23 protein-coding genes and 1 pseudogene are annotated in these 22,344 nt (G+C 33.5%); 17 read left to right on the top strand and 7 right to left on the bottom strand.

The features are described 5' to 3' along the window. Window positions 1-24 precede the first annotated feature (24 nt). Window positions 25-396 (top strand): hypothetical protein, encoded by a 372-nt coding sequence (locus ACQKM9_RS16800; protein ID WP_427735510.1) that lies wholly within the window; start codon window positions 25-27, stop codon window positions 394-396. 21 nt (window positions 397-417) lie between these two features. On the opposite strand, the gene ACQKM9_RS16795 is transcribed toward ACQKM9_RS16800, so the two are convergent. Next, the gene (locus ACQKM9_RS16795) at window positions 418-639 is read right to left on the bottom strand and encodes a hypothetical protein (RefSeq protein WP_427735509.1); all 222 of its coding nucleotides are present in this window, start codon (window positions 637-639) and stop codon (window positions 418-420) included. A gap of 129 nt (window positions 640-768) precedes the next feature. Here ACQKM9_RS16795 and ACQKM9_RS16790 point away from each other — a divergent pair, with 129 nt between their 5' ends. The 13 genes from ACQKM9_RS16790 (at window position 769) to ACQKM9_RS16730 (ending at window position 14,314) form a co-directional block, all read left to right on the top strand. Then, window positions 769-1,587, top strand: coding sequence for a Cof-type HAD-IIB family hydrolase (locus ACQKM9_RS16790; RefSeq protein ID WP_427735508.1), 819 nt, complete (start codon window positions 769-771; stop codon window positions 1,585-1,587). A gap of 127 nt (window positions 1,588-1,714) precedes the next feature. Then, complete coding sequence (locus ACQKM9_RS16785; RefSeq protein ID WP_427735507.1) at window positions 1,715-1,921, top strand: hypothetical protein; 207 nt, start codon at window positions 1,715-1,717, stop codon at window positions 1,919-1,921. Between the two features lie 201 nt (window positions 1,922-2,122). Further along, window positions 2,123-2,935, top strand: a complete 813-nt coding sequence (locus tag ACQKM9_RS16780; RefSeq protein WP_427735506.1) for a hypothetical protein — start codon at window positions 2,123-2,125, stop codon at window positions 2,933-2,935. 147 nt (window positions 2,936-3,082) lie between these two features. Beyond that, a complete protein-coding gene (locus tag ACQKM9_RS16775; RefSeq protein ID WP_427735505.1) occupies window positions 3,083-3,355 on the top strand; it encodes a hypothetical protein in 273 nt (90 codons plus the stop codon). 1,674 nt (window positions 3,356-5,029) lie between these two features. Continuing rightward, window positions 5,030-6,220 carry a methionine adenosyltransferase gene (metK, locus tag ACQKM9_RS16770; protein ID WP_427735573.1) on the top strand — a complete coding sequence of 397 codons (1,191 nt, stop codon included), beginning with the start codon at window positions 5,030-5,032 and terminating at the stop codon, window positions 6,218-6,220. Continuing rightward, the gene (locus tag ACQKM9_RS16765; protein ID WP_427735504.1) at window positions 6,217-7,716 is read left to right on the top strand and encodes an aminotransferase class I/II-fold pyridoxal phosphate-dependent enzyme; all 1,500 of its coding nucleotides are present in this window, start codon (window positions 6,217-6,219) and stop codon (window positions 7,714-7,716) included. Before metK ends, ACQKM9_RS16765 begins: the two co-directional genes overlap by 4 nt. Then, window positions 7,717-8,148, top strand: coding sequence for an adenosylmethionine decarboxylase (gene speD, locus ACQKM9_RS16760; RefSeq protein ID WP_427735503.1), 432 nt, complete (start codon window positions 7,717-7,719; stop codon window positions 8,146-8,148). It abuts the gene before it with no gap. Then, on the top strand, window positions 8,148-9,002 hold the full coding sequence (gene speE / locus ACQKM9_RS16755; protein ID WP_427735502.1) for a polyamine aminopropyltransferase: 855 nt from the start codon (window positions 8,148-8,150) through the stop codon (window positions 9,000-9,002). The genes speD and speE overlap by 1 nt, the downstream gene beginning before the upstream one ends. 10 nt (window positions 9,003-9,012) lie before the next feature. Further along, the gene (gene speB / locus ACQKM9_RS16750) at window positions 9,013-9,852 is read left to right on the top strand and encodes an agmatinase (protein ID WP_427735572.1); all 840 of its coding nucleotides are present in this window, start codon (window positions 9,013-9,015) and stop codon (window positions 9,850-9,852) included. 409 nt (window positions 9,853-10,261) lie between these two features. Next, complete coding sequence (locus ACQKM9_RS16745) at window positions 10,262-10,492, top strand: hypothetical protein (RefSeq protein ID WP_427735501.1); 231 nt, start codon at window positions 10,262-10,264, stop codon at window positions 10,490-10,492. Window positions 10,493-10,560: 68 nt separating this feature from the next. After that, window positions 10,561-11,076, top strand: coding sequence for a GNAT family N-acetyltransferase (locus ACQKM9_RS16740; RefSeq protein ID WP_427735500.1), 516 nt, complete (start codon window positions 10,561-10,563; stop codon window positions 11,074-11,076). 824 nt (window positions 11,077-11,900) lie between these two features. Continuing rightward, complete coding sequence (locus tag ACQKM9_RS16735) at window positions 11,901-13,136, top strand: chloride channel protein (RefSeq protein WP_427735499.1); 1,236 nt, start codon at window positions 11,901-11,903, stop codon at window positions 13,134-13,136. Window positions 13,137-13,597: 461 nt separating this feature from the next. Beyond that, window positions 13,598-14,314 (top strand): MBL fold metallo-hydrolase, encoded by a 717-nt coding sequence (locus tag ACQKM9_RS16730; protein WP_427735497.1) that lies wholly within the window; start codon window positions 13,598-13,600, stop codon window positions 14,312-14,314. A gap of 423 nt (window positions 14,315-14,737) precedes the next feature. On the opposite strand, the gene ACQKM9_RS16725 is transcribed toward ACQKM9_RS16730, so the two are convergent. Next, entirely contained in the window at window positions 14,738-15,157 is a 420-nt protein-coding gene (locus tag ACQKM9_RS16725) for a hypothetical protein (protein ID WP_427735496.1), read from the bottom strand. 792 nt (window positions 15,158-15,949) lie between these two features. On the opposite strand from ACQKM9_RS16725, the gene ACQKM9_RS16720 reads away from it, so the two are divergent. Next, window positions 15,950-16,876, top strand: coding sequence for an alpha/beta hydrolase fold domain-containing protein (locus ACQKM9_RS16720; protein ID WP_427735495.1), 927 nt, complete (start codon window positions 15,950-15,952; stop codon window positions 16,874-16,876). 119 nt (window positions 16,877-16,995) lie between these two features. Here ACQKM9_RS16720 and ACQKM9_RS16715 read toward each other — a convergent pair whose 3' ends face one another. Together ACQKM9_RS16715 and ACQKM9_RS16710 are read right to left on the bottom strand one after the other, a co-directional pair. Next, window positions 16,996-17,148 carry a tyrosine-type recombinase/integrase gene (locus tag ACQKM9_RS16715; protein ID WP_427735571.1) on the bottom strand — a complete coding sequence of 51 codons (153 nt, stop codon included), beginning with the start codon at window positions 17,146-17,148 and terminating at the stop codon, window positions 16,996-16,998. Between the two features lie 4 nt (window positions 17,149-17,152). Then, complete coding sequence (locus ACQKM9_RS16710) at window positions 17,153-17,599, bottom strand: tyrosine-type recombinase/integrase (RefSeq protein WP_427735494.1); 447 nt, start codon at window positions 17,597-17,599, stop codon at window positions 17,153-17,155. Between the two features lie 300 nt (window positions 17,600-17,899). On the opposite strand from ACQKM9_RS16710, the gene ACQKM9_RS16705 reads away from it, so the two are divergent. Both ACQKM9_RS16705 and ACQKM9_RS16700 read left to right on the top strand, forming a co-directional pair. Further along, on the top strand, window positions 17,900-18,328 hold the full coding sequence (locus ACQKM9_RS16705; RefSeq protein WP_427735493.1) for a hypothetical protein: 429 nt from the start codon (window positions 17,900-17,902) through the stop codon (window positions 18,326-18,328). Between the two features lie 158 nt (window positions 18,329-18,486). Then, on the top strand, window positions 18,487-18,717 hold the full coding sequence (locus ACQKM9_RS16700) for a DUF3953 domain-containing protein (RefSeq protein ID WP_427735570.1): 231 nt from the start codon (window positions 18,487-18,489) through the stop codon (window positions 18,715-18,717). 759 nt (window positions 18,718-19,476) lie between these two features. Here the strand turns inward: ACQKM9_RS16700 and ACQKM9_RS16695 are convergent. The 3 genes and pseudogenes from ACQKM9_RS16695 to ACQKM9_RS16685 form a co-directional block, all read right to left on the bottom strand. Continuing rightward, on the bottom strand, window positions 19,477-20,604 hold the full coding sequence (locus ACQKM9_RS16695; protein ID WP_427735492.1) for a PepSY-associated TM helix domain-containing protein: 1,128 nt from the start codon (window positions 20,602-20,604) through the stop codon (window positions 19,477-19,479). 698 nt (window positions 20,605-21,302) lie between these two features. After that, a complete protein-coding gene (locus tag ACQKM9_RS16690; protein ID WP_427735491.1) occupies window positions 21,303-21,428 on the bottom strand; it encodes a YjcZ family sporulation protein in 126 nt (41 codons plus the stop codon). Window positions 21,429-21,847: 419 nt separating this feature from the next. After that, window positions 21,848-22,247, bottom strand: a pseudogene (locus tag ACQKM9_RS16685) (hypothetical protein). Window positions 22,248-22,344 lie beyond the last annotated feature (97 nt).

The raw sequence follows: 22,344 nt of genomic DNA, 5'->3' as shown, positions 1-22,344 counted from the left end.
GTACTATAAAAGGAGACTATTGAGATGAAAAACATAGAATATGATAAAAAGGTGAATCCGATCATTAAACCGTTGTACTTTCTTGGTATTTGTATAGTAATTGGAGGATGTATGGCTGGTGAAAAAACTACTGGTAATTCTAGTGAGCAAAGAATTATTGTAGAGAATGATGATGGTGGTTTTGTACAATCAACTTACGGTCCACTTTTAAATGAAGAGGAAGTTATAGAATACTTGGGTATTGATGGACCAACTTTATATACTTTAACAAGTAATGATGAAAGTAAGTACGAAGGTCTTCCTTACCTACAAGTAGATGAGATAAAATATTATCCTAAAGAAAGATTGGATAAATGGCTAAAGGACTTAGGTTCTTTTACGATTATCGGAAATTAAAAAGCTAGCATATGCTAGCTTTTAATCATTTTCAACTTCCCTAGTTTTTGACTTTAATCTGAATGCTTTTATTAAATAAAAGGCAAAAGTGATACATGCAATCGTGAGTATTAAGAATACAATAGCAAGGGGATAAGATTCATTGGCGTATTTCCCCAATGCTTGATTGCCGAATAGAATAATTAGTACGACAACGATGGTAATACAAAATGGATTTAACATATATGGAACAATTTTAGACATGATATCATGGGGCTCCTTTAACTATTCTAAATATGATTTAATTTTATCATACTAAAGGTTGTTCTAATATTGAAAACCTATGTAAGTCAATTCATTATTAATAGCAAAAATGGAATAGAGGGAAAAGAAATGCGTATTCAATTAATAGCTTTAGATATGGATGGTACTACTTTAACGCCATCATTACAGTTAACAGAAAGAACGATTGAAGCAATTAAAAATACAGTGGACCGCAATGTAGAAGTTGCTATTTGTACTGGGAGAACGCTAGATGAGTTAAAGGATGTGTTCATGGATCTGCCTTTTGTCAAATATGCAATCACCGGGAATGGCTCAGCAGTATGGAACTTGGCAAAACAACAAAAAATATACGAAGATACATTAACGCTTGAACAAACGCTACAAATTATGCAATTGCTTAAGCCAATAGATTTACGTATAGAAGCATTCGCGGATGGTAAAGCCTATATAAGTCAGCATTGTTATGATCGGCCAATAGAATACGGCGCAGGTGACTTTGCGGACTTTATTACCAAAACCCGCACTCCTGTACCGAATATTCATGATTTTATTACTGAACGAAATTTACCAATCGACAAATTTAATCTGTTTTTTAAGAATGTTGAGGAAAGGGCTGCAATGTGGGATCAACTAGAGAAACTTGGCTACAACGTTACAACAACGTTCCTGCAAAATGTTGAGGTGAACTCGAGTACTGCTAATAAGGGCAATGCATTAAGGGAGTTAAGCAATTCGTTACATGTGACAATTGAAAACGTCATGGCTATTGGAGATGCCATGAATGATTTGATGATGTTAAAATTTGCTGGTTTACCAATTGCAATGGGCAATGCGGTTCCCGCTGTTAAAGAAATAGCTCAACATATTACAGCTACAAATAGCAATGAAGGTGTTGCTAAAGCGATAGAGAAATTCATATTGAAATAATGATTAGCACTCAATGTAAAGGATTGAGTGCTTTTTTGTTTAAATAGAGCTAGTATTTATATTTTGGTATAATAATAAAAAAGTGTATTTTAAGGAGAAGAATATGCATATAACTGTATACATAATAATGGGCATTATAACTAGTTTTATCTCCTATTTAGCTCTCGGAAATTTAGCGATAGTAGTCGGTTTTGGTGTCATAGTTGGCATCATGATTAGAGGGCTATCTTTACTAAATGAAGTGAACAATAGACTGAAGAAACATGATTTTAAATTAGATAAGGATAAGACAGCTAAAGAGAAATATATCGAAGAAAGAGATTTGAATGTTTAGTGGAGCTTTAGGGAATTGAATGTCTGTTTTAAGATAGATGCGTCATAGATAAAACAAGGGTGTTTTGATTATTTCATGACATCCTCGTATTAATTGCTGATATGCTAAAATAAATGATTTAAAGAACTGTTAATAGAGCTAATATAAATCAAGTATTTGATCTATATAAAAGAGATGAAGTTATTTCATTGGAGGGGTAGTATGGAGATATTTTCACTTAGTGGACCAAGTGGAACAGGGAAAAGTACGATTGCACTTGAGTTTGCGCATACACATCAAATCGAAGCTATTATTGATGATGGACTACTTATCGTGAATGGTGAAAAGGTAGCAGGGATATCTGCGAAATTTGAGAAGTCTCCTTTTAAAGCTGTGAAACGTGCGATATTCATGGATGAAGATCATTTAAAAGACGTTCAAGAGGTAATAGCTCAACATCAACCGCAGAAATTATTGCTTATTGGCACTTCCGATAAAATGACAGTGCAAATTGCTAAGAGACTTGATTGTGGGAGTATAGCTCATTTTTATTATATTAGTGATTTACGTTCGTCAGGTGAGATGAAACTTGCGCAGTTTATACGAAAAACAGAAGGTAAGCATATTATGCCGATTCCATTGAAGCAGGTTGAACAAAATTTCTTTAAACGCTTTATACAAAAGGGTGTAGTAATTTTCACATCAAAACGTGAAAAAATAGGAGAAACCACGATAGTTCAACCAGATTTTCATGATGAAACAATCACTATTCAAAAAAGAGCATTTACAGATATAGTGAAAATTACTTGCGATCTCAATTCTTATATTGAAAAGTCTTACAAGATTCACTATCAGCAATTACCTTTACCATCTGTACATTTAACAGTAGCTTTAAAAGGTCCGATAGATTACTCTATACCAGATGCTATGGTGGCTTTGCAAAAAGATATCGCAAAACAATTTTGTACTCATTTTGACCTGGAATTAGCAGAAATACGAATAACGGTTAATCAGATACAAATGATTGGAAGTTAAAAAATGAATTATAATATCTTGGTGAATATAGGTAGACTGATTTTGCTTGTTTTATTATCGATTATCTTTACTTCAGCACTAAGTATATGGTTAAAGATTGTTTTTAGCATAATATTATTCCTGATTTGTTTCAAAATAGATAATATTTTGGATAAAAAACAAGAACACAGACTACATAATGAATATATATTTTTAAATGGATTAGAAATAGGGGAACTCGTTCGAATTCAATTGAAAAATGGTAATCAAATAGGTCCTGCAATATTTTTGATGAATCATTATAAATTGGGTAGCCTTTCTGTCACACCTGCACCTTATTATAATGATTCAGATCATTTCCATGAATTAGGTGAAGCGAAGGAAGTTAAATTTCGTGAAATTGATTCAATTGAATTAATAGATTGGGAAATACCTGAGTGAAAGCTACTGGAATTTTAAGTGATGGTTGTGCACGTAATGGGAAAATGGACTTTTTCTACTTTCTATCCTCAGAGGTTGTTTTTGTTTAATGATAATTATGATTGCAATGATACAAGGTACCAATATTAAACCTTTGATATTGATATCAATCATTTAACCTGTAGAAGTTGTATGTATAGAGCAAATCATGATAGCATTAGAAATACAGAAGGAAATGATTTTCTTCAATAAATTTTTTATTTAGCGTTTTAGGTTCCTTTCTAAAAAATTGTTACGTTAATTAATAAGGAACTCTAAAAAAATCCAATTAACTAAATACATAAAATGTGAGGATTAATAAGTATGGTTTACAAATTATTAAGTATTATTGGCACTTTACTAGTCGCAAGTTTAGTATTTGCAGTAATTGATGCGTCAATAAGCATATGGTTGAAAATAATTTTCATTATTTTGATAGCATTATGCTATATATGGCTTTATATTAAAGTGGAAATGATGAGGTCAAAACGCAAACAAGACTAGTAATTACTAATACGCTTGTTATTCGAAGTGAATATTAAATATGGAATGATCAAAGAAACACACTTTAAGATGATAAATTCTTAAAATGTGTTTTTATTTTTTCTGAAAAGACGGTAACTATTATAGGAATTAAATTGCATTTGTTGGAATGTTTAGGTAGGGTTTTGGCTAAGTCGATTGGTACTCTACATTTAAGTGAAGTCTTAGTATAGATAAAAGACTAACAAAAGAGGTACTTAGTTGAGAGGGAAATATAGTTTTTATTTATACTTGAAACCATAATTTTTGCATGAATATAGTTAGTCAGTTTAATCATTTGTAATGAAAAGGTAGAAGGAATTCCGATTGATCAACAAGGAAATTTAAAAATGATAGAAATTGTAGAATTGTAAATTTACTAAAAATTGTAATTTCAATATCAGATTAATTTTGTGAATTTAGAATTTTATAGTATAAAGTATTAGTCAAACACAAGAAATGTAACTCGCTTATTTTATTGGTTAATAAACCATATTACGTGTACTTTTATAGCTTAATAGCAAATAAATATAATAGATACAGCTTTATTTATTTGAATTGATTAACGGATCTAATCAATAAGTTTGTTTTTAGTTTTCTTATTGAGTTGGAAAAAATTGAATATGACTTCAAGGTTAAATCTTTACCTAGAGGTTTACTTGGTTTTATAGATATGAGCTACTTTTTTTCACTTCAAAATGGAATTACAAAAAGTATTGAATAGATTATGTGGTTGAAAACAGTTACGTAAATTGATTGGCATTCTTTAAGGTTTTAGGGGATTTAGAGATTCCGAGATATCCCTTAAAACTTTTTTTGGGGTATTTAAAGAAGATTCTTTTTCCACTAAAAAATCTAAAAAAAATAAATTGACATGATAATTAAAATCTATTAACATTAGCACCATCATAAATAAAGTCATCTTATTAATAGCCGTTGAGACGAGGGGTCGAAGATACGGTGGCAAACCAATTTGGTTCGGAGTGAATCAGATCATGGGTGCCCAACCTGAGCGCAAAGTTTAACTTTGTGAACGATAAGAGGATAAGCAGCTGATATTTATCGAAGCTTTCCTTTGGTTGGAGGAGAGCTTTTTTTATGCCTAAAAATAAATTTATTTTACAGGAGTGGTTAATATTGGTTGAAAAAATTGTATTTACTTCCGAATCTGTATCAGAAGGGCATCCAGATAAAATTGCAGATCAGATATCTGATGCAGTATTGGATGCAGCGCTTGAGCAAGATCCATTTTCTAGAGTGGCGTGTGAAGTGTTTGACACAACAAACACAGTAATTGTAGGCGGTGAAATTACGACTACAGCCAAATTAGATATTGAGAAAATCGCGCGAGATACATTGATCGAAATTGGTTACATTGATGAACGTCTAGGAATCAACGGGAATACTTGTGATATACAAGTATTAATTCACAGTCAATCACCTGACATTGCTATGGGTATCGATTCTTCAAGCGATACTCAAGCAATTGGAGCTGGAGACCAGGGAATTATGTTCGGATATGCAACGGATGAAACGAAAAACTTGATGCCATTACCAATCGAAATGGCACATACGCTAGTAAAAAAAGCATCTCAACTTAGAAAAAGTGGTGCTTTTAAATGGGCAAGACCAGATATGAAATCACAAGTAACAATCGATTATACAAATCCAAGTACACCAATTATTGATACTGTGTTGATGTCAATTCAACATGATGAAGATTTCAATAAAGAATTATTTGAAGATTACGTAATTGAAAACGTTATTAAAGAGACTGCTAGAGAGTTCGGATTAAATCAAACATTCCGTATCTTAATTAACCCAACAGGACGCTTTGTTGTTGGTGGACCACATGGTGATGCCGGATTAACGGGACGTAAAATTATTGTAGACACATATGGTGGAGCTGCACGTCATGGTGGCGGAGCATTTTCTGGTAAGGATTGTACGAAAGTCGATCGTTCTGCGGCTTATGCTGCTAGATATGTGGCAAAGAATATTGTTGCAGCAGAGTTAGCAGAAAAATGTGAAATTCAATTGTCGTATGCAATTGGTGTAAGTGAACCAATTAGTATTGCTGTTGAAACGTTTGGAACTGAAAAAGTGTCACAAGAGGAATTATTACGTGCAATTAGAAAAACTTTTGATTTAACACCAGCTGGCATTATCAAGATGTTGGATTTGCGCAAACCGCAATATAAACAGGTTGCAGCATATGGACATTTCGGCAGAAGTGACTTAGATGTACCTTGGGAAAGAACAGATAAAGTGAACGAACTGGAACAACTTGTATCCAGCTTTGGATTTGCTGGAGTCGGTCAATGATGAACGACATACAAGTGCTTGCTACCGAGAGAAAAACATTTGTAGAGCAGGACAAAATGCCTTTATTTGAGGCATTAATCCAATATGCTCAGCAAGATGTTACACCATTTGATGTACCTGGCCATAAAATGGGTGCACAAATGAATCCTTTGAAAATAGCACTTGGTGAAATGACTATGCGCATGGATGTTAATTCCATGAAAGAACTAGATTTATTAAGTCATCCTCAAACTGTTATTAAAGAAGCGCAGCAATTGGCTGCGGAAGCTTTCGGAGCGGATCATTCTTATTTTTTAGTAAACGGTACCACCATAGGAATACTGGCAATGATTATGGCAACTTGCAAGCCAGGTGATACTTTGTTGGTACCGCGAAATGGTCATAGATCGGTGATGGATGGACTTATCATAAGTGGGGCAAAACCTGTATTTATACAGCCCGAGGTCGATCATCATTTTGGAATTACACATGGCATTTCTGTTGAGAATGTGAAAAACGCACTGCATGAACATCCAGAAACAAAGGCTTTGTTGGTAACATATCCAACATACTTTGGTTCTATGAGTGATTTGCAAGAAATCTGCCGTCTCGCCCATGAGCGTGATATTACGGTTATTGTCGATGGCGCACATGGTGCCCATTTAGGGTTCATGTCTGATGACATCATAGACCCAATTGCTGCTGGGGCAGATGCAGTTACTATAAGTATGCATAAGACAGGTGGATCACTGACACAAAGTTCTTTGCTACTTCTTAAAAATGACAAAATCGCACCAGAGCACATACAAAAAGTATTAAACATGCTACAAACAACGAGTGCAAACTACTTACTAATGAGTTCGTTAGATGTGGCTAGAAGAGAGCTGTCTATATATGGTGAAGAGCGATTTGCTGAGTTAAAACCAATTATTGATGACGCAGTAAGAACAATTGAATCGGGCTCACGTTATGAAGTGTTGACAGCAAAATATGTACAAGCACATTTTAACCAATCGTACGACTGGACAAAATTAGTGATACGGGTCAATGATCTTGGATTAACTGGATTTGAGATGTATTCAATTTTAAAAGAAAAGTACGGGATTCAAATGGAGTTAGCAGAAGGTTATGTAGTGATGGCAGTCATTACGAGTGCCGATACGAAGAATTCAATTGACAAATTAGTTTTTGCTTTAAAGGACATTGAAAAGAGAATAGGAAAGAATACGACGATTCGATCACCTTATGTAACAGCCAATCAAGTGAATGAACTGGTTTTATGTCCACGAGAAGCATTTTATGCAGAACATGAATCAATCGCAATTGAAGATGCAGTAGGTCGGATAAGTGCAGACTCGTTGATGATCTATCCTCCAGGTATTCCCCTTGTTATTCCGGGAGAATTGATTTCTCATGATGTTCTCCAGCAATACCAATATTATTGTCAGACATTAGGGAATGTTCTGATAGAAGCGAAAGAAGCAAACCATATAACTGTAATCAAGGAGGAAGCGTAAATGGGTATAGAATTATCAACTTTAGGAAGACATGTTTTAATTGAGTTTTACGGTTGTCCAAGTGAGGTAATTGAAAATAATTCAATGATTGAAAGATTTATGAACGAGGCAGCAGAATACTCAGGAGCAACTATTGTTGAATCTGTTTTCCATCACTTTAATCCGTACGGAGTTTCAGGAGCTGTTATTATTGAAGAGTCACATTTGACAATTCATACATGGCCGGAATATGGATTTGCTTCTGTAGATGTATATACTTGCGGCGATTCAGTAAATCCATGGAAAGCGGCTGACTACTTATCTGAAAAACTGCATGCTACAAAGACGGAATCTTTTGAAATTCCGCGTGGTATGGCTGATAAAATCCGCCAATTTGCAGAACAAGAAATTGATCAAATTAAAGTGAAAATAGAATTAGAAGGTGTGAAATAATGGCTTGGTATACTGAACAATGGAGCAATGAATGTAAATTTTCAATTGCTTACGACAAAGAACTATATAGTGAAAAAACCCCATTTCAACAAATTGATTTTTATAAAGGCGAAGAATTCGGTACATTTTTCACTTTAGATGGCTTAATGATGGTTAATGAGAAGGACGAATTCGTATACCATGACATGATTGTACATCCTGCATTTGCAACAAATCCTTCAATTAAAAAAGTATTAATTATTGGTGGGGGAGATGGCGGAACAGCGCGTGAAGTGTTGCGTTATCCAACAGTTGAAGAAGTAGTAATGGTGGAAATTGATGAACGTGTTTTCCGTTTATGTCAAGAATTCTTACCAGTAACTGCTAATGGTGTTGAAGAGGATAGCCGTATGAAGTTACTTTTTGATGACGGTTTGGCATATGTGAAAAATGCACCTGATCAATCCTTTGACTTAATTCTTGTGGACTCTACAGATCCGATTTCAGTTGGTGAAGGACTATTTACAACAGAATTTTATAAAGAATGCTATCGCGTTTTAAATGAAAATGGTATTTTAATAAACCAACATGAATCACCTTACTTTGCAGAATATGCTGCTAATATGAAAAAAGCACATAGAAAGATTAAAGACATATTCCCGATTACTCATGTTTATCAATATCATATGCCAACATATCCTTCAGGTCATTGGCTATTTGGTTTTGCATCTAAAACCTTTGATCCTCTAAAAGACTTGAATGCTGAAGCTTGGGAAAAGTTTGGACTGAAAACTAAATACTATAATACGAATTTACATGCTGGAGCATTTGGTTTGCCGAGTTACGTAAAGGAGGCTCTACAGCGTGGTGAATAAAGCATTAAATATGAACACTTTTATAGGGTGTGAGAAATCTTATAATGAAGCAGAAACGGTATTGTTTGGTGTCCCATTTGATGGCACAACTAGTTTTCGACCAGGTACACGTTTTGCTATGCAAGCGATTAGAAATGACTCGTTTGGATTAGAAAGCTATTCACCTTATTTAGATAAAGATCTTGAAGATGCTGCAATTTTTGATGGTGGCGATTTGGATTTGCCTTTTGGCAATACTTCCAAAGTGTTAGATCAAATTTTTGACTACTGCCAAGAAGTTTTGAAAGATGGCAAGAAGTTTTTAATGGTAGGCGGCGAGCATCTCGTTAGTTTGCCTACCATTAAAGCAGCGTACGAAAAAAATCCAAATTTGCACCTAATCCATATCGATGCTCATACTGATTTACGTGAAGATTATTTAGGTGAAAAATTGTCTCATGCTTCTGTGATTAGACGTTGTCATGAATTCCTTGGAGACGGTAGAATTTTTCAATTTGGAATTCGTTCTGGTCTAAAAGAAGAATTTGAATGGGCAAAAGAGCATACTTATATGGAACGTTTTTCTCTTAATACATTAAAAGAGAAAATAGCTGAACTACAAGATGTTCCGGTCTATATTACAATTGATTTAGACGTACTTGACCCTGGTGTTTTCCCTGGAACAGGCACTCCAGAACCAGGTGGAATTACGTATCGTGAATTATTAGAAGCAATCAACCAATTTCAAACACTAAAACAAATTGTAGCTGCTGATGTAGTAGAACTATCACCACAATACGATTCATCTGGAGCATCTACTGCGATGGCTTGTAAAACAATTAGAGAACTATTACTAACACTTGATAAATAGAAAGCTAGATTAGATAGTTTTGGAGAAGCATAATATTGCATGTGAATGATATTCTGTATTTTGATTATTAGCTTTATGAGTGAAATATAGAAATTAATAATATATAGAAAGAATCCATTTTGAATATGTTTTCAAAATGGATTCTTTTTTATTTTCCTCATAAATATTGCTTTTGGAAGTATCGAATCGGACATTTATTTGATGTTACAAAGGAAGGAAGTATAATTAAACTCTCATAAAAAGGGTTGCTCATAGCTCTAGTAAAGGAGCTATGAGCAACCCTTTAATATTATTGCGAATTTACAGAGTTACTTCTAGTGAATCGTTATTATTTTATTCTATATTTTAGTAATATTTAGAAAAATATGATATTATATTCATGCATATCATCCTATTTGGAGAGTGAAATATGGAAGATTTTGATGCGTTGTGGGATTATGAACACCCTGAAAAAACTGAACAAAAATTTATTAGTTTGTTAACTGAAGCAGAAGAATCCGGAAACATTGGATACAAAGCTGAACTACTGACGCAAGTTGCATTTACTCAGGGATTGCAAGCGAAATTCGACATAGAACATGAGACATTAGATCACGTTGATAGCTTATTGAACAATGGTTTAGTCGATACTTGTAGGTGATGATTAATTCCTGAGGTAGATAGATTTTTGCTTATCAGAGAACATTTATATTTTAAGAGGTGAATATATTGGAATGGATTTTACAATCTGATCGACTTGGATTTAGGAAGATAACCAAAGATGATTTTAACGATTTATGCGTTTTTCTGCAAGATATCGAAGTAATGTATGCTTGGGACCACGCATTTTCAGATGAAGAAGTGAACGAGTGGATAGAAAAAAATTTAATTCGATATAATCAAGATGGCTTTAGTTACTTTGCAGCAATTGAAAAAGAAACTGGGAAGTTCGTAGGTGTAATCGGGCCAATGATAGAGTCAATTGAAGGTGATTCCTATATTGAGATTGCCTATATTCTTGATAAAGCATTTTGGGGCAAGGGCTATGCTATCGAAGGTGCGGAGGCGTGTATGAATTATGCCTTTAATGAATTAAAGGCAGAAAAAGTTATTGCTCAAATTAGGCCTGATAATTTAGCATCATGTAAAGTTGCCGAAAAAATTGATATGAAAATTGAGAGAGAATTTATGAAGCATTATCGTGGTAGAGACATTCTTCACTTAATTTACAGTCGTTCACAATGATCAAAATACTCCAGAACATATCAGTAGAAGAAAGGTACATAAATTGCGGTAATCTATAACTTAACTCATTCGTGTAGTTTTTTCTTATAGTTTGATAAAAATCACCTCTTTAGTTCATCTTAGAGGTGATTTTTAATTGAATCTTTACGTTTAAATTGATGCGAAGTTTGTGAAGGAGTGTACTTAAACAAACTGTAGCAAGCAAAATCAATTGAATTTAAACCAATTAAATAATGTATTGTTAAACTAGTGAGGTGCGTTGATCCAAGAAGGATTAACGCATTTTTTTGAAAGAAAAGAAAGTATAAAATTTGTTGTTCAACAAACGGGGCAGGTTAGTTGAATAACAAAATTAATTTTAATAGATAAGTTTACGAGAATAAGCAAAAATAACTCCAATGAAGCTGCTAATTATAGTGCTATTTCACTTGTGATCTAGCCTTTGAGCTTCTAAGATATCCTTAGAATGTCTTCACCTGCTCGTAGATGTGGCGGAATTGGTGAATATTAAAATGAAATAAGGCATCACTTTCATCTGAAATCTTTTTTTATATTAGCCATGTAGACAACTTAAAAGTGTTTAAGTTTAAAATTTTTTTGGTATATAAAATTCATTGGACGATAATCATTTACGAAAAAAACTAGGTGGTCTATTTATTAGTTTATGTAGATACAGATTTAGATAGGAAAATACTAGCATTTTCACTGAAAAGTCTAGTATAGTTATATCGACATGATTAAAATTACTTGTATTTCAAAAGAATATAGGTACTTAATGCAACAAGAGAGTCTTAATATACATTTAAAAAGTGGTGAATTTTATTTTGAATGAAAAGTATTTTAAAATAATCGGATTACTTGTTTATGGCTTAATTCTAAGTGGGATAATCGGTTTTATTTCTTCTGTTTTTTTAATTTTAGTTAATGGCTTGACAGATTTTTTGTGGACTGACATATCCAATAAATTAAAGGTAAACTCCATATATACATTATTGTTATGTATTTTTGGTGGTATTTTAGTAGGTTTTAGCAGGTATAAGTGGGGGAATCTACCTAAAACAGCTAATGATTCTATTGTTGAATTAAAAACAACTCAAAGAATTGACTATTCATCTGTATTTCTCAATTTTTTAATTGCTCTTTTAATTTTAATCTTTGGTGCAAGTGTAGGTCCTGCAGCAGCCATATTAAGTTCTGTTATTGCGTTATCGGTATGGCAGGGAGATAAAATGCGTTACTATTATTTTTCCTACAACGAATGGAAAAAGGAATCTTGGTTAATTAGACTAAAAAAATTGGCTATACCTCATAACTACCTTATTCCCTATAATCCTGATCGGGCTCCTAAAGAGAAAAAACTTCTTTTATTTAAGAAATTATTATATACATTATTTATCGTTAACGGTATGGTGACCTTTATATTTTTAATAAAAATATCAGAACAACCCCCTTTTGTGACAAAGTTAGGGGAAACTAGTTGGGGGTTGGATGAATTATTTCTTTTTATTCCATTTGTTTTGTTTGGTATTTTGTTTAGTAAACTTTATGAACTAATGGAAGGAGCAATGAATAAGTTCTTTTCTAAAATGAACAATAAAATTATTTTAAGTGCTGTTATAGGTGGTGTTGGTATTGGTTTGATGTCTTTAATCGCTCCTAATCTACTTTTTTCTGGTCAACTTTCTATGCGAGATTTACCTAGTTTAATACCGACACTTTCGATTGCTACTTTAATTTTGGGTTCTGTTTTAAAATTTGTTTTTTTGGAGTTTTGTTTAAAGTCAGGTTGGATTGGTGGAAATATTTTACCAGTAATATTTGCTTCCATTTTACAAGGCTACGCTATCGCGACTTTTTTTCCACAACTAGATATGCTCTTTATTGTAGCTGTTATAGGTAGTAGTACTTCGATCGCTATTTTAAAGTCACCTTTACTAGTAGGACTGTCTCTAATGCTATTTTTCCCTAAAGAGTTAGCCCCGGTTATATTAATGATTGTGGTATTATTTATTTGGTTAAGTAAAATGAGTAAAAAATTTCCGCAAAAAGTAACTACTTAATTTTAGACGGAGACGCTGGTTCGAACCAGTCTGGATTATAACGAAAACTTGGATAAAAGTGGAATAGTAATATAGCTCAATATTCACAAAGTGATTGCAAATCAAGAGTTATTAGTAGTGCAGTTATTTATATAAATAAAAACAGAAAGAATTATCAATAAAACGATAGTTCCTTTATTCCTTTTTTACATAAAGAAGTTAGCTGTTTGTGAAGAACAGTACTTAAGCCAACGGGGTGCATTAGTAGAAGATCTTGGAGCTGTTCAGACAGCTCTTTTTTTATTCAACTAACGAGGCAGGTTAGTTCAATGATTAAAAGATAACTCCGAAAATTACTATTTACAAAAATTTATATTTATGGTAAAATTATAAATTTATTTATTGATTGTATTCTCCTTGTGTGGTAAATTTTCCTAAGTAATACTTAGAAAAATTTACATTTAAAATTAGGAGGAGATTAAATGAGAATAAATAAAGGATTAGCAATGTTAGAATTAAAAGTTCAGGGTTTCGGATTAAACCCAACACTGTTATGGGATGATGAATTGGCTATATTAATTGATACTGGTATGCCTGGACAATTAGAGCAAATACAACTTGCCATGAGTGAAGTCGGAGTCTCCTTTGATAAATTGAAAGCAGTAATTTTAACTCATCAGGATTTAGACCACATAGGTTCTCTTCCTGAAATTCTAAACCAATCCAATAACGACATTGAAGTGTATGCACATGTGTTTGACAAACCATATATTGAAGGAACGTTGCCTCTTATTAAAACGGACCCGAATCGAATGAGTAAAGAAGAATGGGCATCCTTACCAGAGCAAATGCAATTCTTATACAAGAATCCTCCGAAATCAAAGGTACACAAGACATTAGAAGGTGGTCAACAACTTTCATATTGTGGTGGTATTCAGGTTATCTTTACACCAGGTCACGCTCCTGGTCATATAAGTCTTTATTTGAAGCAAAGCAAAACTCTAGTTGCTGGTGATGCTATGGTAGTCGTAGATGGCGTTTTACGGGGACCTATTCAACAAACAACGTTGGATATGAAAACTGCAATAGACTCTCTGGAAAAATTTTTGGACCTCGATATTGAAACAGTGATTTGTTATCACGGAGGTTTATGTAAAATTAATGAGAAAAAACAACTTGAAGACTTATTGGTAAAGTAACCAATGCAACTGATATGTGTAAGCAATATGAAAATATAGCGTAAGATACACTCTTCTTCAACTAACAGGGTGCTTTACTTGAAGATCATTGAGTTGCCTAGGCAGCTCTTTTTTATTATTGAACTAACGGGACAGGTTAGTTGAAGAGTATTGTGTAACTTGTATTCAACAATCGGGCGCTTTAGTTTAATAAGCAACAGTAGAAGAATGATAAGAAAAAAAGGACTCGATTCCACTAAATTGGAATCGAGCTTTAATAATTAAACCCACCAGCACCAATGTGTTGCCACATCCACTCGACACATTGTGAGGCTGTCGCGTGGTTGGAGTTAGTGTAAGTAAATAAAAAATAGCTGTGTTGAATATCCGTATGTGAATCTCAGCCTCTTTGCTTTTTTTATATAAACTTTTAATTGGCTAGTTTTATTTATTCAATTCCTTATATAAAACATATTTTAAAGCAGAAATTTCATCTTCAGACAGTTTACCTTCAATTTCGGATAATACTTCATCCTTACTAATTGAACCGTTTTGCACTTGTTCCTGAATATCAAGTAAACGATTAACGCCCACTTTTTTTATTAAAACACGTGTCGCTTCTTCCTTAGTTTGGAAGGGAAGAGTATCCGGATTTGTAGTTGCTGCCTCGCTTACAATTTCTTGAACCTTCGAATCGTTCTCGATATAGGATTTTACTTCTTTTAGATTTTCGTCATCTAAAGTAGATTCCACTTTTTCGATTATTTTTTCGGAAGCGATATTTGTCCCAAAATGCCACACAGCATAGCCAGCTGCTCCGAGTAAAACAAGAATTATTGCGGTAATTGTTAAAAACTTTTTCATCAACTCACTCCTGACACTTTGAATATAGCACAACTTCTCAAAAACCACGAAGAAAAGATGTTTTCTATAATTGGTTTAATTACAATTATTTGTGAACCCAGAGCAGATAAGTTTTCACTCTAATATATAGATAGCATAATTTATCTATTGTAGGTACGTCTATATTTCCATCTGGGTACTTGTTCCACAATCGGGCGCGATTGTGGAATAAGCTTCACTTTTCTTCTTCAACTAATGGGTGCTTTAGTTGAAGATCTATGAGCTGTTCAGACAGCCCTTTTTTCTTATTCTACAAAAGGGGCAGGTTTCACCACGGCAAACACATACACAAACTTAACCTTGTAGTGCTATACAGTGTGGGCAGGTCCCCTGCAAGTACTTCAACCTCTTGAGGTCTTCCCGTTTTCATAGTGTCCGCATTTGACCTCACTTCCAGTTGTTGGTACAGTTTAGGAGTTAACGGAACATCCTTTACTTTCGCCTTTTGCTACATCCAGACCTATGACTGGATTCATTATTAATCTCCTCCTAAAATTTTATCAACCAGTAACCACTAATCCTTCTTGTAGTCATTTAAAGGCAATTAGTGAAATTATTAAAATGCTAAGTAATACTTTAAAAGGCATTGTAAATATAATAATATAATTGAAAGGAAAATTTAAAGCCTCCGTTCAATTCAAGACCTTTTATCTAACTTGTTACAGACTTCTGATAAAGAGACACACGGCTATTATAAATCATTCCGTGTAATGAAACAGGATGAACAGTAAAAATGATTAAAGGAGAGAAAAAATGAGTGTAGAAATTTTTAACGGAGAACGTTCTGAAGAAAGTGTTCAATTTGAAAAATGGTTAATTTCCCAAAGTAATAAAGAGAGTTTTTCAAGTATTGAAAATACCAAACGGTTTGTTAAGCAAAGGGGAACTGAAAATATTCAGCCCTATGTTATTGGGGATGATGTTGAATTTTCAAGTGATGTGAAGGAGGAAGCATTCGAGGGAATACAGGTTTTCGCTTTAAATGACCAAAAGTCTTTAAAACAAAAAGTTATTTTCTATATACATGGTGGTGCTTGGACGAATCAACCTTTAAATTTACATTGGTTGTTCATGGATAAAATGGCACAATCTTTAAATGCGAAAATTATTGCTCCCATTTATCCTAAAGTACCTCATTTTAACTATAAAGATACTTATCCAAAAATCCTCAACTTATATAAAGAAATTCTTGGAACCATTGAAAGTTCCAATCAATTGACTATCATGGGAGATTCGGCTGGCGGAAATATAACACTTGGTCTGGCCCATCTTTTGAAGATGAACCATTTGCCTCAACCGAAAGATATTATTTTATTATCTGCATGTGTTGATATGGGTTTGGAAAATCCTCTTATACCTGAATATGAAGAAAAGGACCCGATGTTAGCTAGTGAAGGAATGGAAGTAATTACAAAGATATGGGCAGCTGATAAAAATTTAAATGACCCATTGATTAGTCCGATTTACGGTGACTTTAAAGGACTTGGGAAAATTACTCATTTTATTGGAACACACGAAAGTTTATATCCAGATGCAATAAAATTTGATGAGAAACTAATAGAACAAGGAATTGAAATCAATACCTTTGTGTATCCTAAAATGAATCATGTGTTTGTTGTTATGCCAATCCCTGAAGCCAAAGACGCTCAACAGAAGATTATTAAAATAATTAGTAACTAAGTGTTGTTTTATATTTTAATAGGGCAGGTTAGCAGGATTGTGAAGAATTGTACTGGGGGCATTAGTAAAAAGGGCATCGTCATATAGACGTTGTCCTTTATTAATTAAAAGTACTATTGCTAAAACTCTTTTCTAAGTTTCTCGCTTAATTGAGCATTAATCCGAGTGGTTTCGCTTTTCTTATATCCCATCAGACTTTGAATGACTTCAATAGGTGCATAATTGTTTAATAAATGAGTGGCGTAACTATGTCTGAGTTGATGTGGATGTATCTCTTTATTTATTCCGGCACGATTTGAGATTCGTTTGATTATATATCATTTGGGCGACACTCATTCTATAAGGATATACTTCAGTAACGAAGATGGCTGGATCAGTGCCATTTCGATTGTCAATATAGCGTTTAAGCCATATTTCAATTCGAATATTAATATAAACTTCGCTCACCTTGTCACCCCTCCCTTTTACTATCGCAGATCGATTGGACAAATTAATGTCGTTCTTTTTCAACGAAACAATTTCTCCAATTCGGCACCCTGTAGAGAACATAAACTCAAACATCGCTTTCTCCATTGCAGAATGACAGGCTTCACGAAGAAGTTCAATTTCCTTTTCAGATAAATACTTTGGTATTCGTTTTCCCACTTTAGGCTCTTTAATTTTGGAAGCGGGATTCATCTGTAGGTAGCCTTCTTCATGAGACCAACGAAACAAAGATTTCATAAAGCGATATGTGAAAGGCTAGATGGTTTTAAATGCTTCCCATTCTTTTGACAGTAGCATTATTTCTACCTCCTAAATAGTTATTATTAAAGGGATTATTGCCAACTCTATTGAAATATAGACATATTGATATTTTACTAAGGGGGCAGGTTAGTTGAAGAAGGAATTTGTTACATCACGTGTTGAAAAATCATCTCACGTATCAATTCCTTAAATTCATTCCGCTAACGCTACTGTTGACGCATTAAATGGATTTTTTTATAACGAAGTTCAACTTATTAAATAAAAAGGGGAGTTCATATGAAATTTACAAAGACATTATTTGTTGCATTAGCAATGATTTTATTTGTTATTACAGGGTGCTCTAATGGAATTGAAGACGAGGGAAAAAATATAGAAGTTGAAAAGCGTATTGGTAATGAAAATAAATATGAAGAATTTAAAGAAATTACTGATAATAAGCAAGTTCAAAAGGTGAAAGATATATTAGATGAGGTTGATTGGGAAAACACCAAAGTAGATATGGAACGTCCTGCTGATTACAACTTTTGGTTTCGATTTAAAAGTCCTAACATGGATGCGAAAGCAGTGTTATATGAAATTTGGATAAGTCCAAATAAAGATAAAGTAGAGATCGTGAGAGGTGATAATCAGTATGTTCAACTAAACGTGGATAACTCTACTGATTTATTTGAAATATTAACAGGAGAAAAGCTTTCTGATTTATGAATGGATAATACGAATATTTAAAAAGAATTGGAAGGAGATTTTGAATTTTAATCCTACTTCAACTTACTTGGCAGTTTAGTTTAAAAAAGGTATCTTTTGAAGATGACAGATTTTCATTGGGAGGTATAAAAAATGGAAGAAAAAAAGTTGATATTTTAATGTTATTTCAAATAATTTTTGCAATCCTTGTTATGTTAATTGGTATTTTCGGTAAGGTTACCGAAAACTACAATTTTCAACCATTGATGTTAATGTTTATGAGTGTAATGTTACTTATAATAGGATTAAGAGAATATAAAAGATCTCAGAATTTATTGTGGGGAATCTTTTATTTATGCACTTCGTTATTCATTTTATTCGTTGCGATTGAAGGCATTATGATAAATTAAATAGACGTAATATTCAACTAACCGGCGGGCTTTAGTGGAATAATATTGAGCTGTTCGGATGTCTTTTTTTTCCTATTCAACTGAAGGGGCAGGATACTTCAAGAATAATTTCAATTTAATAGCCATAATTAAAAGGTTTGCAGAAAGCGACAATTGTTAGTTGGGGAATTTTTGCTAAGAGCGAAACTCGGGAAGTGAGATCCACGTTTACATTACTCATTAAATTAGGTGTTGGTACAGAAGGCTAGTATTTGTAGATTGGTGAAGAAGGGAAAGTCGGTTTTTGGGTCGGGTCTGGTACAAAAATCTGATGAACAAATAGATACAGACAAATAACCTGAAAGGATCTAATATCCTCTTTTTAGCTGTTTTACATACTCCTTGAATCAATTACTACATCTAAGGGTCACTTTTTCCTTCAACTAACAAACCCTTTTATATCTAAAAAAGTAAAAAAAGAAAGTTATTTTACATAAACACTCTTAAACGAACAAAAAAAGAAAAAAAAAGCCCTTTTTCCTTCATTAAGGGCTTTTTCCTGTTCATAAAATGTACCTGTACGAACGATATTACTATAAAAAAGAATGATCTTAAAGTGAAAAGAATCCAATCAAACTGTTCACAAGCGTATCAACTATCAATGTTTTTTTAAAGTGACATCTTAGAACTCTCCAAGTTTTGAGTAAATAATTATTCTTGAAATTTACCTGACATAGATATAAGGGATAAGATTACAAGGGATTTCACATCACCGTGTGTTTATGCTACGGTTCTCGAGTTGATTTTCTGTTTCCGTTTGCTCTTGTTCTTTTTCTTATACCACCACATATAGACACCAGTGAACATCAGTATAGATGGAGTTAGACCACCGATAGCATACAAAATTTTAGTAAATAAGCCACCAAAACTACCGGTATGTAATGGAAGGTGCCATGTTTGATACATAAGCCCACTATTAACATGTGGATCAAGCTTGCCCACTACTTTTCCGCTATACTGATCTAACCATACTTTTACATTTCCATTCCCTGGATCGTATGAATCGCTGAAACGAAATTCCATTGCTCCTTCTGGTGTTCCTTTTTCCACCTTTTCGGGCATTCTAACTTGCATAAGTGTTCCCTGAGGTACTGCTTTTTCAGCCTTACTAAACAATTCATCGAGGGGAAGCTTACCACTAGGAAGGGCTTTTGAGATAAGCTGCTCTTCTGGAGGCATGACCTTTGCTTTTGCACCGAACCATCCAAAAATCATTTCATCATACGCAAAAAGTGCGCCTGTTAACGAAACGACCAATAAAAATGGAATGGAAACTGCACCAACGACTTTATGTAGATCATATTGCCGTACATAGGGGTTGGCATTACGTCTTAAAATAAACCCTCGCGCCCATTTTTTAATCCCCGGCCACCATAAATATAATCCTGATAATGTAATAAAAAAGAAAATAAATCCAATCGTACCTATGATTTTCTCACCATTGAAATCTTTTAACAGCAGCTTTTCGTGAAACTCCGTTATTAGATTAAATAATGCTTTATCTCCTAATGTTCCGTTTATGTATCCTGTTCCTGGATCGACAAATATGTTTTGTTGTTCTTCTCCTTCTTTAAGGCGAAATAGGAAAACTCCTCGAGCATTAGGTTCACTTGGAGTGTATACACGGTCAATTTGACCATTTGGATGTGATTCTGATACAACCTGCAAGGCTTGCTCGTACGTAACTTTTTTTCCTTCAGTTACTTTATACAAATTAGGATGCAGCATGCTGTTTAGTTCAGGTTCAAAGACTAGCAAACTTCCTGTTAAGCCAATCAGTACTATAAAAACCCCTGCTAGCATACTAAGCCATAGATGAATTTTTGCGATGATTCTACGTGTTTTCAATGAAATGCCTTCTTTCCAAAAGTTGTATGAAATTATGAATGTAATCAATAATATAAAGAGAATGATTATCATTGTCAATAAAGCTAGTAAAAATATGATATTTTATTTAGCAACATTTACATTTTATAGTTATAAATGTTCAAATAAACAATTAGAGAATTAGTAAATTAGTAGCAATCACGTTGATTTCATTAGGTTGAATATGCTTGGTCACAAAAACCGTTCTCCAATTACATTACTTTTTCTTCAGGTTATAATTTATATAGATTGGGCGAGTCAGATTTTTTTAAGAGGTTTTAAACTCAATGATAATTTATCTACGGATTAACCCATTTAAGCCACAAGGACTATAATTAATAAAATAAAAATACACAACTCATTCTTCAACTAACGGGGTGATTTAGTAAGAAGATTTTTGAGCTGTTTAGACAGCGCTTTTTCTTATTCAACTGACGGGGAGGTTAGTTGAATAAGAAGGGGTAGAAGGTTTTTTTGAACAGATATACCAAAGTGGAATTTTTAAATTTCATCATTATATTGAATGAATATCTGAAAGAAAATGTGCAGTAAGTGAGTTGTGAACTAAATATGTATATGAGGAAAGAAACTATAAAAAGGGCCACTCGGCGGAAAGTGACCCTTAACAAAAAATCTGAAGGAGGTGCCTAGCTACAATTATTTATTGACTATCATAGCTATCAACAGTGCGATCTATCATGCATGAAACTAGTACCGACAATAATTAGAAGAATGAACAGTACAACGATTAAAGCGAATGGATTTCGTTCGCGTCGCTCTTCGCGAAATTCTCCACCGTATTGCATAAAAACCCCTCCTTTCTATACTCTATAATATGTATAGTGGTAAAAATGAGGGGTGACATTAATCTAATCAATATTTTCTTTTGCAAAATAAATAATCATATTACGTAATTTAAGGGATAAACGATAAAATGCGAAATAGGAGGTTTTCTGCTCTTGAAGAAAAGACAGAAAAGGAAGGATTATAAAAACATTTAATAGCTCTTGCTGATGATGGCTCTAAAGAAGCGAAAGAAGCATGGATAAAAGACACGTATACTGGTATAGGAACAACTTATACAAAGTATTATTTGAAAGGTTTTAACTAACGGGGACGATTGTTCAATAGAACAGTCGCATTTTTACTGACGGGGCAGTTTAGTTCAATAATATCAAGTAGTTTTCTTTCTATTTAAGTAAAAACCGCCAATGAAATTGGTGGTTTATTTATAAGGATTGTCGTATATATGATAACTATTTCCACCCATAAGTTCGACTTTTGTTTCAGCGTCTATCACAACGAATTTATGGAACTCTTCTGTTTCATTTTGGTGAAAAGATGCCAAGAAATATACTTGTCTTTTAGGGTGAACAGCAGTTTGATTTTGGAGATTCATTTTTTTCCCTTATGATGAGTTTTAAAATTGAATAACATTGCAACATCCTGCACATCTTTAAAAGAAATTTTTTGACGCATACTAAATGCAGCGTTATTATACTCTTCGTAGATATTTCTATCTAAGGTGTTATAAAATTCATCTTCGCCAATAAAAGATTTAATTTATTTTCAGGGTAAATTAGCTTTGGAAGTTTCGAGATTTCATATGGCGTTCTTGTGGTGATTGTGAATCGGCTACACTAAGTTGGACATAAAAAATAAGGGCTAGTACACTTAGACTACCAACTTAAAGGAGCGTGCTATTATGTCACGTCAACGTCG

The organism is Viridibacillus sp. NPDC093762 (assembly GCF_050279675.1).
GTDB lineage: Bacteria > Bacillota > Bacilli > Bacillales_A > Planococcaceae > Viridibacillus.
The sequence above is the reverse complement of the archived record's forward strand: the minus strand, read 5'-3'. Positions and strand labels throughout refer to the sequence as shown.

Bases quoted from the DNA above. Each gene is read 5' to 3' on its own strand.
- ACQKM9_RS16800 (WP_427735510.1), top strand. From the start codon at position 25: ATGAAAAACATAGAATATGATAAAAAGGTGAATCCGATCATTAAACCG.
- ACQKM9_RS16795 (WP_427735509.1), bottom strand. From the start codon at position 639: ATGTCTAAAATTGTTCCATATATGTTAAATCCATTTTGTATTACCATC.
- ACQKM9_RS16790 (WP_427735508.1), top strand. From the start codon at position 769: ATGCGTATTCAATTAATAGCTTTAGATATGGATGGTACTACTTTAACG.
- ACQKM9_RS16785 (WP_427735507.1), top strand. From the start codon at position 1,715: ATGGGCATTATAACTAGTTTTATCTCCTATTTAGCTCTCGGAAATTTA.
- ACQKM9_RS16780 (WP_427735506.1), top strand. From the start codon at position 2,123: ATGGAGATATTTTCACTTAGTGGACCAAGTGGAACAGGGAAAAGTACG.
- ACQKM9_RS16765 (WP_427735504.1), top strand. From the start codon at position 6,217: ATGATGAACGACATACAAGTGCTTGCTACCGAGAGAAAAACATTTGTA.
- speD (WP_427735503.1), top strand. From the start codon at position 7,717: ATGGGTATAGAATTATCAACTTTAGGAAGACATGTTTTAATTGAGTTT.
- speE (WP_427735502.1), top strand. From the start codon at position 8,148: ATGGCTTGGTATACTGAACAATGGAGCAATGAATGTAAATTTTCAATT.
- speB (WP_427735572.1), top strand. From the start codon at position 9,013: ATGAACACTTTTATAGGGTGTGAGAAATCTTATAATGAAGCAGAAACG.
- ACQKM9_RS16745 (WP_427735501.1), top strand. From the start codon at position 10,262: ATGGAAGATTTTGATGCGTTGTGGGATTATGAACACCCTGAAAAAACT.
- ACQKM9_RS16730 (WP_427735497.1), top strand. From the start codon at position 13,598: ATGAGAATAAATAAAGGATTAGCAATGTTAGAATTAAAAGTTCAGGGT.
- ACQKM9_RS16725 (WP_427735496.1), bottom strand. From the start codon at position 15,157: ATGAAAAAGTTTTTAACAATTACCGCAATAATTCTTGTTTTACTCGGA.
- ACQKM9_RS16720 (WP_427735495.1), top strand. From the start codon at position 15,950: ATGAGTGTAGAAATTTTTAACGGAGAACGTTCTGAAGAAAGTGTTCAA.
- ACQKM9_RS16710 (WP_427735494.1), bottom strand. From the start codon at position 17,599: ATGAAATCTTTGTTTCGTTGGTCTCATGAAGAAGGCTACCTACAGATG.
- ACQKM9_RS16705 (WP_427735493.1), top strand. From the start codon at position 17,900: ATGAAATTTACAAAGACATTATTTGTTGCATTAGCAATGATTTTATTT.
- ACQKM9_RS16700 (WP_427735570.1), top strand. From the start codon at position 18,487: ATGTTATTTCAAATAATTTTTGCAATCCTTGTTATGTTAATTGGTATT.
- ACQKM9_RS16690 (WP_427735491.1), bottom strand. From the start codon at position 21,428: ATGCAATACGGTGGAGAATTTCGCGAAGAGCGACGCGAACGAAATCCA.